This window comes from Piscinibacter sp. XHJ-5, from assembly GCF_029855045.1.
Taxonomy (GTDB): domain Bacteria; phylum Pseudomonadota; class Gammaproteobacteria; order Burkholderiales; family Burkholderiaceae_C; genus Albitalea.
The window spans coordinates 2339828-2354351 of sequence record NZ_CP123228.1; the positions used below are offsets into that span (position 1 = coordinate 2339828).

Here is a 14524-nt window from a genome sequence, read left to right on the forward strand (position 1 = left end):
TCAAGCTTGACATGGATCAGCTCGCGGGGCTGGCCGTCTGTCCCGGACGACGTCGGGGTTGTCGAGAGCCGATGCTCACGGCTGAGCCTTGCGCCCACACCTGAATCGCTGAAGGCCAGCGGCTGGGCTGCAGCAGGCTGCGCCACGCGGTCTCCTCGGCAGGCCGCGTGATGGCGACGGCGCGTCGCGCTTGAACTCACCCGCCTGGCCGGGCATCAGCGTGAGCCGGAAATCTTGTCCTCCGCGAGGGGTCTGATGGCCTTCGCGGTCGCGGACGATCACAATTTCAGCTGCTTCGCGCCGCCGCCGACGAGCCACCCGGGAGAACCGCGGCCATGTCATCTCCTTTCAAGCCCATCACGCCCGCGCCCCGCCCGCGCAACGACGCGCCGTCCTCGCCGCGCCCCCTCGACGCCGCATGGCAGCGCTGGATCGTCGAGCAGCGCCTGCGCGGCTGCACGGTCGAGTCGATGCTGCAGTCGCTTCAAGGCGCCGGCCATGCACGCGCCGACGCCGAGCGCGCCATCGCCGCGATCGAGAGCGAACCCGCCTATGCGGTCGCCCAGGCCGTGCAGCAGCGCCACCGAAAGCTGGAGGCGGTGGCGCTGAACCTGCAGCGCCTGTGGGCGTCCGACCCGCAGTACCGCAGGGTCGAGAAGCGCGCCGACCTGTCGGCCGACGAGTTCGCGGCGCGATACGTGCGCGGATGCCGGCCGGTGGTGCTCACGGGACACACGCGCGACTGGCCCGCCATGCGGACATGGTCGCCGGAGGATCTCAAGCGGCGCTTCGGCCACCTCGATGTGGACGTCCAGTCCGAGCGCAACGCCGACACGAACTACGAGCAGAACAAGCTCAAGCTGACCCGCCGCGTCAACCTGGGCGCCTTCGTCGACCAGGTCGTGCGCGGCGGCCCGACCAACGACTACTACCTGACGGCCAACAACGAGCTGCTGCGCCGTCCCGAGTTCGCGCCGCTGCTGGCCGACATCGGCAGCCTGCCGCCGCTGTGCGACCGCTCGCAGCTGATGGAGCGCTCGTCGTTCTGGTTCGGCCCGGCCGGCACCGTGACGCCGCTGCACCACGACACGCTGATGCTGTTCCACACCCAGGTCGTGGGGCGCAAGCGCTGGCGCTTCGTCTCGCCGCTGGAGTGGTCGCGGGTCTACAACCTGCGCAACGTGTTCAGCGAGGTGGACCTGGAACGGCCCGACCCGGCACGTTTCCCGGACTTCCAGGACGCGGCGGTGCTCGAGGTGGTGGTCGAGCCGGGCGAGACGATGTTCCTGCCGCTGGCGTGGTGGCATCAGGTGGCTTCGCTCGACGTGAGCCTGTCCTTCTCGTACTCGTGCCTGGCGGTGCCCAACCAGTTCGACTATCCCGATCCGGCAGCGCCTGTCCCGTTGCCGCCCGCGCCGCCGCCGGTCCGCACGGCCGATGCCATGCAGGCGGAACTGCTGAACGCCGTGGCCGCGGCCGGCGGCATCGTGGAAGCCCAGTTCGGCGACGGCAGCGCGCTGCGATTCCGATCCGGCGTCTCGGGCATCGAGGTGCAGGTGAATCTCGCCGGCTCGCGGGCCTCGTACTACGGCGAGCGCTTGGCCGGCCTGGCGCGCGACGGCCGCGCCATCCAGTGCCACTTCGCCGACGGCTCGTCGATCAGCATCATGCCTTTCGGCTGAGCCGCGGCCACTGCGCGCGGTCGTCGAACTCCCTCACCCCGGCCCGCTCCCGTTCGCCGGAGAGGGAGCACGTCCGGGATGCGGCAGGCGGGCCACGAGCAGGCGGTTGGCGAACGGCGGGCGGCCGTTCATCGGGCACGAGTGCACGTCGAAGCCGAGGCCCGAGAGGCTGGCCGTCCACGCCGGGAGCGTGCGCCCATGCAGGGATGCGTAGCCGCCGCCGAGCAGCCATCGCGTGACGCGGTCGATCTCCACGCCCAGGCGATAGCGAAGGGAGGCCGACGTATCGCCCACCCGCAGCAGGACCACGCCACCGGGGCGCAGGGCCCCGCGCACCCGCCGGAGCACCTCGTCCTGTTCATCGATCGCGATGTAGTGGAGCGTGTCGAAGAAGACCGCCACGTCGCAGCCGGGAAAGCTGGCGCCCCGCATGTCGTCCAGGATGAACGTCGCCGCAGGATCCATCATCGACGCGGCACGCGCGATGTCACGCGAGCGGACATCGAAGCCGATCAGCGTCGCGCCGACGGGCGGCGCGGCCCACGTGGCCGGCCAGCGCCCGGACCGGGCTGCGTCGCCGGCCGCACGCAGGAGGCTCGCGAGCAATCCCTGCCCGCAACCGATGTCGAGGACCGTCGCCCCGGGCTCGATCAGGCCCTGCTCGAGCACGTGTCGGAACACACGGTCGCGGCGGAGCTTGGACCGCGCGAAGCGCGAGGCATGTCCGTCAGTGCGTCGATACGCTTGGCTCGCAGCTGCGACCATCGACCGCCAAGCCGCGTCGGCGCGCGGGTCGGCGCGGCCGAGGGAGCGCAGGCCGCTCGAAGCTTCACCCGGGGCCTGCAGGTCCAGCCCGTCACTCATCGCTCGTCCCTCCGATGGTTGGCACAACGCAGGATGCCCAGCATCCGGCGCCGATGACATCGGGTTTGCACCGTTCATCCGCGTGGCCTGGGAGCGCAGGCTCGAATGTCGTGTGGCAAGCCGGAGGGAACATGCCGATGACCGTGGAGTTGTTGCAGGCATTCGCCGACGCGTGGAACCGTCACGACATCGAGGCCCTGATGTCATTCATGACCGACGACTGCGTCTTCGAAGCCTCCGCGGGACCGCAGGCGTGCGGGACGTCGTGGACGGGCAGGGTCGACGTGAGGTCGGCCTTCGAGGCGGTGTGGGCCACCTACCCCGACGCGAGGTGGGACCATGCACGTCACTTCGTGTGCGGCGACCGGGGCGTCTCCGAATGGACATTCAGCGGAACACGAGCGGACGGTGCTCGGGTCGAGGTGAACGGGTGCGACCTGTTCACCTTTCGCGGCGACAGGATCGTCGTGAAGAACTCGTACCGCAAGAACCGGCCTGCTCTGCCTGCCGCGACGTCCGTGTAGTCATCGAGCAGCTTCGGTAACATCGATTCCATCCACGGGGGGGAGGGTGGCATGGCGGTGCTGACCCATGTGTGTCTGTCCGATCTGCATCTGGGCGCTGCCTACAGCATCCTCACGGGTGTGACCGACGGCGGCGCACTCGACCTGTCGAAGACGAGCCCGAGCCTGGACGCCCTCGGGCGCGCACTCGCGCAGCAGATGTCGTCGCTCACGGACGGCGCGCCGCCGACGCTGGTCCTGCTCGGTGACGTGCTCGACATGGGGCTGTCGCCGACGGGCGACGTGGTCAGGGCGTACCGCCGCTTCGTCGAGACCCTGTTCCCGGCCGACCGGCCGCCCCTGTTCTCCGACCAGCTGGTGTGCGTGCCGGGCAATCACGATCACCACTTGTGGCGCGCGGCGCAGGACGAGCAGCTGCTCGATGCGCTCGGCCGATTGCCGCCTGCAGGCGATGCAACCCCCGAGCTGATCGAGAACACTGCGCTGTTCGGCACGCCAGGGGCCGCGTCGCGGCTGCTCACCGCCGTGATGCGCAGCTACCCCCACCTGGCGAATGCGCGAGTGGCCATCGCCTACCCGAACTTCGGGTTGTTCAACGAGGCGAACGGGCGCTGCATCGTGCTGCACCACGGCCACTACACGGACGCGATGTACCTGGCGATGTCGTCGCTCGATGCCGATGTGTCGGGCCGCGCGGCGCGGCCCAAGAGCGTGGCCGGGGTCGAGCGGCAGAACGGCGCGTGGGTCGACTTCCTCTGGTCCGATCTGGGCAGCGCGGGCAGGACCGGCCACGATGTGACGACGCTCTACCAGATCATGCGCGACGCCGGCGCGTCGCACCGGTTCTGCGAGCAGCTCAGCCGCCGGGCGCTGTCCATGCTCTCCAGCGGCCTGGGGGTTCCCGGCGGCACGCAGGTGACGAACGGCATCACGGTCGACAACCTCGTGCGCGGCCTGGTCGACGCATCGTTCGGACGCGGCGCCGAATCGGAGCGCAACAGCTACCTCAGCGTGATGTCGGACGGCGCGACGGCCGACCTGCGCTGGTACGTCGGCGGCCCGGTGTGCCGTCAGCTGCGCGACGAGGGCGTCTTCGATGCGGTCAGGGAGCTGTCGTTCGTCTTCGGCCACACCCACAAGCCCTTCCAGGACGAGCTGGTCGTCGCGCCCTGGTCCCTGCCGGTGAGCGTCTACAACACCGGCGGGTGGGTGATGGACCAGCCCACGATGGCACCGACGCAGGGCGCCTCGGCGATCTTCATCGATGCCGATCTCAACATCGCCGCGCAGAGGCTGTTCAACGATCCGGCCAACGGCGTGATGGCTCCGGTGCACGTGCGCGGCGCCGGTGGGTTTCGAGACCGCGACAACGTCTTGCTCGGGCGGGTGCAGGCCGCGCTGGACAGCTCGGCCGATCGGTGGGCGGCGTTCTCCGACTGCGCGCGGCGCGACGTTGCGCTGCGGGCCGAATGCCTGCTGGCCGAGTTCTTCGACCGCTCGAAGAACGGCTCCGCGCGCGCAGGAGACCATCGATGAGCAACTCGAACAGGCGCCTGTCTCGTCCGCTGGACGAGATGAAGGCGCACTACACGGTGGTCGTCGTCGGCTCGGGCTACGGCGCGGGCGTGGCCGCCTCGCGACTGGCCCGTGCCGGCCAGTCGGTCTGCGTGCTCGAGCGCGGCCGCGAGATCCGTCCGGGCGAGTACCCCGCGGACCTGTCGGGTGCACAGGCCGAGATGCAGGTCGACACCGCACGCGGGCGCCTGGGCAACCCGGTCGGCTTGTTCAACCTGCACCTGAACGACGACATGCTCGCCATGGTCGGCTGCGGCCTGGGCGGCACCTCGCTGATCAACGCGAACGTGGCGCTGCAGATCGACAAGCGCATGTTCCGCCAGCAGCACTGGCCGGCGGAGTTCCGCAACGATCCGGACCTGCTCGACGGGTTCTGCGAGCAGGCGATGCGCATGCTCGACGCGCGGGCCTATCCCGCCGACTTCCCGCCGCTGAACAAGCTGGAGGCGCTGCAGCAGTCGGCCGTCGCCATGAAGCAGCCGTTCTACCGGCCGCCCATTGCCGTCAACTTCGAGGACCAGGTCAATGCGTTCGGCGTCGGCCAGAAGAAATGCACGCTGTGCGGCGACTGCACCAGCGGCTGCAATCACGCCGCCAAGAACACGACGCTGATGAACTACCTGCCCGACGCGTGCAACCATGGCGCCGAGATCTACACGCGGGCGCGGGTCACTCACGTCGAGCGCGACGATGAACGCTGGCGTGTCCACATCGAGCATGACGGGAGCGACGGATCCGCCGCGGCCTCGGTCGTCGGCGCCGACATCGTCGTGCTCGGCGCGGGCAGCCTCGGCTCGACCGAGATCCTGTTGCGCTCGAAGGCGCGCGGACTGCCGCTTTCGGACCGGCTCGGCCAGCGCTTTTCCGGCAATGGCGACGTGCTCGCGTTCAGCTACGACAGCTGCTGGCGCAGCGATGCCGGCACCTGGCGCAACGTGAACGGGGTGGGCGTCGGCACCAACGACGTCCCCGCAGCCGATCTGCCCGGGCCCTGCATCACCGGCGTCATCGACATGCGCGGCGCGGCCGACGTCACGCAGGGTTTGGTGATCGAGGAGGGCGTGATTCCGGGCGCGCTGGCCGCCGCGATGCCGCCGGCGTTGTTCTTCGCGAACGCGCAGGCCGGCGACTTCTTCAGCTACGGCGCCGCGCAGGCCAAGTCGCGCCTGCTCGATGCGCAGGCCACGGGCGAGGCCCTGCAGAACAGCCCCGGCAGCATGGCCGCGATGAGCTACAGCGGGCCCGTCGGCCGCACGCAGACGTATCTGGTGATGAGCGTCGACGACGCCGGCGGCGCGCTCGAACTGCGCGATGACCGGCTGCGCATCGTGTGGCCGGATGCCGGCGCCAGTCCGGTGATCGCGCGCGACAACGCCCTTCTCGCCAAGGCCGCCGAGGCGATACAGGGGCAGTTCATCGCCAATCCGCTGTGGAGCGAGCCGCTGGGCCGCAAGCTGGTCACCGTGCACCCGGTGGGCGGCTGCGGCATGGGCGACAGCGCCGAGGCAGGCGTCGTGAACCACCGCTGCCAGGTGTTCGCGTCCGTGCAGGGGCGCGAGGTGCACCGGGGGCTCTACGTCTGCGACGGCGCGGTCATGCCCGGCCCGGTGGGTGTCAACCCGTTGCTGACCATTTCCGCGGTGGCCGAGCGTGCGTGCCGGCTCATCGCCGACGAGCACGGCTGGACCATCGCCGACGCGATGGCGCCGGCGCAGCCGCTGCCGCCCGGTTTCGCTGTCGCGGCCGCGGTGCCTGTTGCGGACGACGAGGGGCTCGCGGGCGACCTGGCGGGCCTGGGGCGTTCGCTGCTGAAGCACCTCGAGGACGGCGCCATCGACATCGCCAAGGACATCCTCTCGGCGATCATCGAGAAGCACCCCGACGCGCTCGCGCCGACCTTCCAGTTCACCGAGGGCATGCACGGCCATGTGAGCCTTCGGGCCGTGGAGGACACCGCGCCGCCGGGCGAGCGCATCTCCAGCCCGTACGAGCTCGCCGCCGCGTGGGGCCGCGCCGAAGGCACGGCACTGCGCTTCGACCTGACCATCGCCACCGACGATCTCGACCGGCTGGTGTCCGACCCCGCGCATCCGGCGCAGATCACCGGCACGGTCACCTGTGCGGCCCTTTCGGCGAGCCCGATGAAGGTGGCCGGCGGCGTCTTCCACCTGCTGCCGGTCGACGCGCAGCGTGTCGAGACCTGGACCATGACCTACGAGATGCAGCTCGAGCGCGAGGGCGCCGGTCCGCTGCACTTCAGCGGCTTCAAGGTGCTGCACCAGCAGGACGGCTCGCATTGGTGGAACGACGTGACGACGCTGTACGTCACCCTTCGCGACGGCGACGCGAGCGGCGCGCCGGTGGCGCGCGGCATCCTCACGCTCGGTCTCGAAGACCTGCTGTGGCAAGGCGCATCGATTCGCGTCGGCGCCGGCAAGGGCGCGCTTGCCGAGCTGCTGGCCCATGTGCCGCGGGCGCAGCAGGCCGTCCAGGAGGTGTACCTGGCGAAGTTCGCCGGCTTCTTCGGCATGGTGCTGTTCCGCGCCTACGGCGGCATGCTCGCGGACCTGAAGGACTTTCCCGCGCAGGACGACGCAGCGCGTCCGCGGCGCGCGCTGCGCGCTCCCGCGCCGGAGGTCGTCGACGTGCCGCTGCCCGATGGCTTTCACATCCGGCTCACCCGCTACCGCGGCGGCGCGCGAGGGCCGGTCGTGCTGGCGCCCGGCTTCTCGATCCGGGCGTCGTCTTATGCGATCGACACGGTGGACGAGAACCTCGTCGAGTTCCTCACGGCGGCGGAGTACGACGTGTGGCTGCTGGCGTACCGCGCCAGCCCGGACTCCGGAAGCCCGCTCGCGCCGTACACCATCGACGACATCGCCCGCATCGACTGGCCGGCCGCGGTGCACACGGTGCTGCAGCACACCGGTGCCGGCAGCGTGCAGGTCATCGCGCACTGCATCAGCTCGATGAGTCTGCTGATGTCGCTGCTCGACGGGCTGCAGGGCGTGCGGTCGGTGATCAGCTCGCAGCTCACCCTGCATCCTGTGACCGACTGGATCAACGATCTGAAGGCCGACATGGGCCTGGTGGCCCTGCTGGATCGCATGAGCCCGCTGAAGGGCGTGTTCCCGCTGGTGCCGGGAACGAGCGAGCTGGATGCCGAGATCGATGTCGCGACATGGAAGGTTCCGGTGCCCGACGGCGAGCAGTGCAAGAACCCGGTGTGCCATCGCGTCTTCTCGATCTACGGCCCGTCGTATGCGCACGCCCGGCTCAACCACTGGACCCACACGGCGATGCGCGAGATGTTCGGCCCCGTGTCGATCAAGCCCTTCGAGCAGCTCGCGCTGATCATGCGCAAGGGTCACGTCGTCGACAGCGCCGGCAACGACACCTACCTGCAGCCCGACAAGGCTCGCAACCTCGCATTGCCCATCAGCTTCCTGGCCGGCAGTGCCAACCAGCTCTTCTATCCGGAGACGGCCGCCCGCACGCTGGCCTGGCTGCGCGCCCGCAACGACCCCGGCCTGTACCAGCTGCGCCTGCTTCCCGGCTATGCGCACTTCGACGTCTTCGTCGGCCGCGATGCGGCCCGGGACGTCTATCCGTACCTGCGCGAGCAGCTCGACCGGTTCAACTGAGGCCTGTCACGAGGCCCCCAGCGCCAGGGCGACGATGGCGTCGTCGTCGAGCAGCGCGCCCTCGGCGTGCCAGGCGGCGACCTGCGACTGTGGATGATCGGCCTCGATTTGCGACAGCGTCGCCTCGAGCGTGCGCAGGTCGACCAGGGTGCGCGCTGCCGAGCGCCGCGCGCGTGCCGCTTCGTCGGCACCGCGCAAGCGCGCCGCGTCCGCGTCGCGTCCCTGGCGCGCCGCCAACATCGCGAAGCACATGCAGAAGTGCCGCACGCCGATGGCGCGCCGCATGTAGGGCACCGCCTCGCGCGCGATCTGCCGCGCCTCCTCCAGCGAGCCTTGCGCGGCGAGGAAGCACGACAGCCATCCCAGCGAGAGCGCCATCATCTCGCTGTCGAAGTGCGCGCGCCGGCCTTGCTCGACCAGCGAGCGGTGATGCCCGACGGCTTCGTCGACGTTCCCCATCTCGAACTGCACCGCGCCGAGGTTGTTGAGCACGTTGAAGCAGTTGCGCGCGTCGCCGGCGGCCCGGGCCAGCGGCAGCGCCTGGGTGAAGGCCTGCAGCGCCTCGGCGCGCCGGTCGCTGTTGCGATGGACGAAGCCTTGCGCGTAGCCGATGTGCGCGCGCAGCACCACCGGACCGTCGTCGCCGCACAGGCCTTGCGCCTGGTCGATCGCCTCTTGCGCTGCCGTGAAATCGCCGCGGATGCAATCGGCGTGCACCTTCAGCAGCAGCGTCAGGACCTGCTCGTGCGGCTTGCCGGCGCTCGCGAAGCCGGCCCGCGCGGATTCGAGCAGCTGCTCGCGCCGTGCCGCGGTGACGCCCCCGTGCAAGGTGACGAGGGCCAGCCCGAAGCGGAATCGCGCGGCCGTCAGCGCAGGGGTGGCATCGTCGACCCGCGACTCCAGGGCGAGCATCCAGCGCATGCACTCGGGGTACAGGCCCACCTGGTACATCAGCACCGCGGCGTCGTTGACCAGCGCGAGCGCCAGCCCGGTGTCGCCGCCGGCGCCGCTGGCCCACTCGACCGCGGCGCGCAGGTTGTCGAGCTCCGGCAGGCACAGCCGCGTGTACTCGTCGCGCGGCCGGTTTCGCAGGTGCCGGTGGATCTCGCCCTGGATGCACTGCGCGTGCCGCTTGCGCAGGGCGGCCTCCTCGCCGGCCTCCGCCAGGCGCTCGAGTGCATAGGCCCTTGCGGTCTCGAGCAGCCGGTAGCGCGGCACCTCGCCCGGCTCGGTGACGACCATCGACTTGTCGACCAGCGTGCCGAGGTGATCGAGCACCGCCCAGGCGTCGATCGCCTCGTCGCTCGCGACCTGCTGGGCGAGCTCCAGCCCGAAGCCGCCCGCGAAGACGCCCAGGCGCCGAAACACGGCCTGCTCATCCCGGCTCAGCAAGGCATGCCCCCAGTCGAGCGCTGCGCGCAGCGTCTGGTGGCGTGGCATCGAGACGCGCGACCCGCCGGTCAGCATGCGCAGGCGCTCGCCGAGCCGATCGCGCACGCCTTGCACGCCGAGCAGCGGCACGCGTGCGGCGGCCAGTTCGAGCGCGAGTGCGACGCCGTCGAGGCAGCGGCAGATGTCGATCACCGCCGCCACGTTCCGATCCGTCAGCGCGAAGCCGGGCTGCAGTGCCGCGACCCGTTCGACGAACAACGCCACCGCCCCGTGCTGCGAGGCGCGGTCGAGGCCGGCGTCTTCGGGCACCGCCAGCGTGCCCACGCGCATCACCCGCTCGCCGCCGACCCGCAGCAGCTGCTGGCTGGTCGCGAGGATGTGCAGGCGGGGCGCCTGGCGCAGCAGCGCATCGACCAGCGCGCTGACGGCACCCACGAGGTGCTCGCAGTTGTCGAGCACGAGCAGCATCGCTTCCGACCGGATCCTGGCGACCAGCTCATCGAGCGGCGAGGCCTCGCCCGGCAGGCTGATGCGCAGCGTCTGCGCCACGGCAGTCGGCACGAGGGCCGGATCGGCGATCGCCGCGAGCTCGACCATCCAGACGCCGTCCGCGAAGGCGCTGCGCATCGAGTGCGCCGCCGCTTCCGCCAGCCGCGTCTTGCCGATTCCGCCGGCGCCGGCGAGCGTGACCAGGCGATGCTCGCTGACCAGCTGTCGCACGGCGGCCAGGTCGGCTTCGCGACCGATCAGTGCAGAAAGCACCGCCGGCAGGTTGCTCGACGCGTCTGCCGGCGAGGGCGCTTCCGGCCGTTGGGCTGCGCGCGGCCGTGAGGCTTCGCGCGCGGGGTCGGGCTCGAATGCCGCCGTGAACCGGTAGCCGTGCCCGGGGATGGTCGCGATGATGTCCCCGCCCAGCACCTTGCGCAGGCTGCTCACCTGCGTGGCCAGGTTGTTCTCCTCGACGACGAGGCCGGGCCAGACCAGGTCGAGCAATTCGTGCTTGCTGACGAGCCGGTCCGAGCGTTCCGCGAGCGCCACCAGCACGTCGAAGGCCCGCGCGCCCAGGGGGGCGGGCTTGCCGTCGACCAGCAGCCGGCGCTCGCGCGGCTGCAGCTCGCAGCGCCCGAAGCGCAGCGATCCGGACAGCGGGTGCGAGGCGGCGAATGTCGGCGGGGAGGTGGCGGGCACGGCGAGCGGATCCTGGAATCCGGCGCGCGAGCGGCGCGCCCGGGAGCTGCGTGCCAGCATAACCCTTGCCATCGGCGGGCGCCTGGCGCCTTGGGCCCGTGCCGCCGGCAGCCGGGTGCTCTGCCTCTCCCGCCGGGCGGGAGAGGGTGAGGGTGAGGACTGTCGCCCACCCCCTCACCCCAGCCCTCTGGCGCCGGGCGGGAGAGGGGGCATCGCCGTGCGCAGCGACCAGCCGCGCAGCCACCGACCCAGGCCGTGACGCGCGCGGCCGCGCCCGGCATCGGTGGCGCGCTCCCAGCGCTCGATGCCGGCGCCGGCGTCCACTTGCCACGCCAGCTCGAATCCGAGCCGCCGCAGGAAGGCGGCCATGCGGCCGTTGTCGGCGAGCACGTCGCCGTACAGGCATGCAATGCCGGCGTCACGCGCCGCGGCGAACAGCTGCTGCATCAGCGCCTCGGCGACACCGTGTCCGCGAACCGAGTCGGCCACCGAGATCGCGAACTCGGCCCGGTCCCCGCCGTCGGCCACGACATAGCGCGCCTCGCCGACGATGTGCGCGGCGTCGGCGGGCGCCGTGGCGAGCGCGACGAAGGCGACGTGCCGCGTCCCGTCGGCTTCGGTCAGCCGGCGCAGCAGGCCGGGCGCACAGGCGTTGATCGCTCCATGAAAGCGCAGGCGCCGCGACGCAGCGCTCAGCGACTCGACGTAGGCCTGCAGCGACGGCGCATCGGCGCTGCGGACCGGGCGCAGGGTGACGGTGCGGGCGAATGGCGGGACCAGGCTCATGGCGCACTCCGAAGCGGGATGAGCCAGTGTTCGGCGCGCTTCCGCCCGGCGTCCTCGAAGCGCTATCAAACGTTCTGGAACGAGGCGGCGCGGTTTGAAAACGTTTGAGCGCGGCTTGAGGACCTTTTGGCGGCCGCCGCCGAAAGTGAGGCCAACGGATCGATTCCCGGTCCGCCCCGCCCAGGAGCCCGCCATGACCAGCCTCACCACCATGACCACCACGTCCGCTCTCATGCCGATGCCGGGCGACGAGTACACCGCCGCATCGCCGATCCCGCAGCCGCCGCGGCTGGCGCCGTCCCGCGCGAAGCCGTGGGCCGCGATGGCCGCCTTCGTGATCAGCGTGTCGCTGCTGGGCGGCATCGCGGTCGGGCTGACAACGCCGGCCTCGACGGCCATGTCCGCTGCCGAGCCGGCCTGACACGGCGCCCATTCAATCCGTCCGTCGACCTGAGGAGCGCTTCATGATCGCCATCTCGCTTGCGCTGGCCGCCGCGTTCGCGGCGACCGCCTATCTCGGCATCTGCGGACTGGTCGCGCATCGGTTCACGCGCACGCGGCGCCAGCATCCTCAGCTCTCCTTGCGAGAGGCACCCGCCGTGCAGGCCGTCAGCTTCCCGGCGCGTGACGGCCGGGCCCGCATCGACGCGTGGTATTTCGAGTCCGAGCCGCACGCGGGCGCCGTCATCTTCGTGCACGGCAAGGACACCTGCCGCGGCGACGAGCTGAAGTCGCCGACGACGGCCCTGGCCCGCCAGCTGGTCGCAGCGGGCCTGTCGGTGCTGATGATCGACCTGCGCGGTCACGGCACCAGCAGCGGCGCGCGCCTCACGTACGGCGCCCGCGAGCGTCACGACGTGCTGGGCGCGGTGGACTGGCTGCGCGCGAACGGGCATGGCCGCATCGGCGTGCTCGGCGCATCGATGGGCGCGGCGACGTCGCTGCTCGCGGCAGCCGACGAGCCGGACATCATGGCGCTGGTGGCCGACAGCGCCTTCACCGATTTCGGACTGATGATCGAGCGCCAGTACCGCAAGCTCAGCCGCCTGCCGCGCTGCTTCCTGCCCGGGGCGCTCGCCGTGGGACGGCTCGTCACGGGAGTGCGCCTCGAGGAGGTCTGCCCGCTCGAGGCGGCGCGCTCACTGCGCGGTCGGCCGATGCTGGTGATCCACAGCGGAGGCGACCGCTTCATCCCGGCCGAGGACGCCAGCGCCCTGGCCGGCGCCGCGGGCGCGGACCTGTGGATCACCGCCGGCACACGCCACCTCGGCTCGTACGCAAGCGATCCGGCGGCCTACGCGGCACGCGTGACCGGGTTCTTCGGACGCCATCTGCAGGAGGTCGCGCCCTAGTGTCGTGAGTTGGAAATACGTGGCGTTTCGATTCGACCAGATGGTGATGATCGGGCGGCTGCGCGAAGGGGCCAATACTGGACGTATTGGCCCCTTCGCGCAGGCGACCGAGGGCGCCATCTGGTCGAACCGAAGGCGGGCCGAAACGGGGCGATCGCCGCGTTGCAGAGTCGGGTCCATAACCCCCGGGTATGGACCCGACTCCGCGCCTTGCGCTCATCCCCGTTTGGGCCCGTCGAAACGCCACGTATTTCCAACTCACGACACGAGAAGCGTGCGCGGCAGCGGCGCCCCTGACCCGGACCCTCTTTGCGCCCGGGCGGCAGAGGGAGGCGGACCGTCTCGACCCCGGGGCGGGTGTGAGGGCGAGGCATCTTGGCGAGATGGCCGGCGACGTACAGAATGCACCTTCCCATGTCCGGCACGCATTGAAGCCTCGGAGGAGATCCAGATGACTCCCGATGAACATGCGATTCGTGATCTGGTGGCGCGCTGGCACAGTGCGACGGCTGCCGGCGACGTCGAGACGGTGCTGGGGCTGATGTCCGACGACGTCGTCTTTCTCGGGACGGGCCGGCCGCCGATGCGGGGCCGCGGTGCGTTCGAAAGCGGGCTGCGCAAGCTCCTCGCCACGCATCGCATCGAATCGACAGGCGAGGTGCAGGAGGTCGAGGTGTCGGAAGACCTGGCGTACTGCTGGACCGACCTCACGGTGCGCATCGTGCCGCAGGCAGGAGGGAGCGCCGCCACCCGCACCGGCAGCGCCCTGTCCATCCTGCGCAAGCAGCCCGGCGGCGCATGGGTCGTGGTGCGCGACGCCAACATGCTGCCGCCGCCAGGGTGACGCGCCGTGGCCGTCGGTCGTGGCGAGCGATCCATGAACATCGTCGGTCCCGCGCTGCATCGCGAACAGGAAATCGAGGCCATCCTTCGTTCACTGCCGCGCTGGTTCGGCATCGAGCATGCGCTGCTCATGTATGTGGCCGACAGTGCGTCCAGGCCGACCCTCGCCGTCGAGCTCGACCATCGCCTGCAAGGCTTCGTGACGCTGACCCGCCACTTTCCCGAGTCCTGGGAGATCCACTGCATCGCCGTCGCGTCCGAGCACCGGAACTCGGGCATCGGATCGGTGCTCCTGGCGCACGCCGAGCGGTTCGCGCGGGACCAAGGCGCCAGGTTCCTCCAGGTGAAGACGGTGGCCGCCACGTCTGCCAGCCTGGCGTACGCCGAGACCCGCAAGTTCTACGAGGCGAAGGGTTTCACCCCGCTGGAAGTCTTCCCCGAACTGTGGAATCCACGCAACCCGGCCCTCCAGCTGATCAAGGTCCTGCTCGATTGAGCGGCTTCGAGCCATCGCGGCCTTTGCCGAAGCCGAGTCGCCCGATCTGATCGTGATGGGCACGCACGGCCACACGGCGCTCGGCCATGTCGTGCTCGGATCGGTGGCCAGCGGCGTGCTGGCGCGCTGCAAGGCGCCGCTGCTGCTGGTGCGCTGACCAGCCGGCACCGGTGCTGCT

The 14524-nt window shown here is 70.7% G+C and carries 12 protein-coding genes; 9 read left to right on the forward strand and 3 right to left on the reverse strand.

Annotated features, from left to right (window positions below; all coding sequences use genetic code 11):
- Positions 1 to 335 precede the first annotated feature (335 nt).
- Positions 336 to 1682 (forward strand): cupin-like domain-containing protein, encoded by a 1347-nt coding sequence (locus P7V53_RS10960; protein WP_280155514.1) that lies wholly within the window; start codon positions 336 to 338, stop codon positions 1680 to 1682.
- Positions 1683 to 1715: 33 nt separating this feature from the next.
- Here P7V53_RS10960 and P7V53_RS10965 read toward each other — a convergent pair whose 3' ends face one another.
- Entirely contained in the window at positions 1716 to 2546 is an 831-nt protein-coding gene (locus P7V53_RS10965; RefSeq protein WP_280155515.1) for a class I SAM-dependent methyltransferase, read from the reverse strand.
- 131 nt (positions 2547 to 2677) lie between these two features.
- On the opposite strand from P7V53_RS10965, the gene P7V53_RS10970 reads away from it, so the two are divergent.
- Genes P7V53_RS10970 through P7V53_RS10980 form a run of 3 tightly spaced genes read left to right on the forward strand, consistent with a single transcriptional unit; the run spans position 2678 to position 8289 of the window.
- The gene (locus P7V53_RS10970; RefSeq protein ID WP_280155516.1) at positions 2678 to 3070 is read left to right on the forward strand and encodes a nuclear transport factor 2 family protein; all 393 of its coding nucleotides are present in this window, start codon (positions 2678 to 2680) and stop codon (positions 3068 to 3070) included.
- A gap of 51 nt (positions 3071 to 3121) precedes the next feature.
- The gene (locus tag P7V53_RS10975) at positions 3122 to 4606 is read left to right on the forward strand and encodes a metallophosphoesterase (RefSeq protein WP_280155517.1); all 1485 of its coding nucleotides are present in this window, start codon (positions 3122 to 3124) and stop codon (positions 4604 to 4606) included.
- Entirely contained in the window at positions 4603 to 8289 is a 3687-nt protein-coding gene (locus tag P7V53_RS10980) for a GMC oxidoreductase (protein ID WP_280155518.1), read from the forward strand. The genes P7V53_RS10975 and P7V53_RS10980 overlap by 4 nt, the downstream gene beginning before the upstream one ends.
- A gap of 6 nt (positions 8290 to 8295) precedes the next feature.
- On the opposite strand, the gene P7V53_RS10985 is transcribed toward P7V53_RS10980, so the two are convergent.
- Together P7V53_RS10985 and P7V53_RS10990 are read right to left on the reverse strand one after the other, a co-directional pair.
- Entirely contained in the window at positions 8296 to 10941 is a 2646-nt protein-coding gene (locus P7V53_RS10985) for a winged helix-turn-helix domain-containing protein (protein WP_280155519.1), read from the reverse strand.
- Positions 10942 to 11043: 102 nt separating this feature from the next.
- Positions 11044 to 11655, reverse strand: a complete 612-nt coding sequence (locus P7V53_RS10990) for a GNAT family N-acetyltransferase (protein ID WP_280155520.1) — start codon at positions 11653 to 11655, stop codon at positions 11044 to 11046.
- A 193-nt stretch (positions 11656 to 11848) separates the two neighbouring features.
- Between P7V53_RS10990 and P7V53_RS10995 the strand changes: the two genes are divergently transcribed.
- The 5 genes from P7V53_RS10995 (at position 11849) to P7V53_RS11015 (ending at position 14503) form a co-directional block, all read left to right on the forward strand.
- The gene (locus P7V53_RS10995; protein WP_280155521.1) at positions 11849 to 12076 is read left to right on the forward strand and encodes a hypothetical protein; all 228 of its coding nucleotides are present in this window, start codon (positions 11849 to 11851) and stop codon (positions 12074 to 12076) included.
- Between the two features lie 43 nt (positions 12077 to 12119).
- Positions 12120 to 13007: an alpha/beta fold hydrolase gene (locus P7V53_RS11000; protein WP_280155522.1), complete on the forward strand. Its 888-nt coding sequence runs from the start codon at positions 12120 to 12122 to the stop codon at positions 13005 to 13007.
- 451 nt (positions 13008 to 13458) lie between these two features.
- The gene (locus P7V53_RS11005; RefSeq protein WP_280155523.1) at positions 13459 to 13851 is read left to right on the forward strand and encodes an SgcJ/EcaC family oxidoreductase; all 393 of its coding nucleotides are present in this window, start codon (positions 13459 to 13461) and stop codon (positions 13849 to 13851) included.
- A 33-nt stretch (positions 13852 to 13884) separates the two neighbouring features.
- Complete coding sequence (locus P7V53_RS11010; protein WP_280155524.1) at positions 13885 to 14346, forward strand: GNAT family N-acetyltransferase; 462 nt, start codon at positions 13885 to 13887, stop codon at positions 14344 to 14346.
- Between the two features lie 13 nt (positions 14347 to 14359).
- On the forward strand, positions 14360 to 14503 hold the full coding sequence (locus P7V53_RS11015; RefSeq protein WP_280156486.1) for a universal stress protein: 144 nt from the start codon (positions 14360 to 14362) through the stop codon (positions 14501 to 14503).
- The last annotated feature ends 21 nt before the right edge of the window (positions 14504 to 14524 follow it).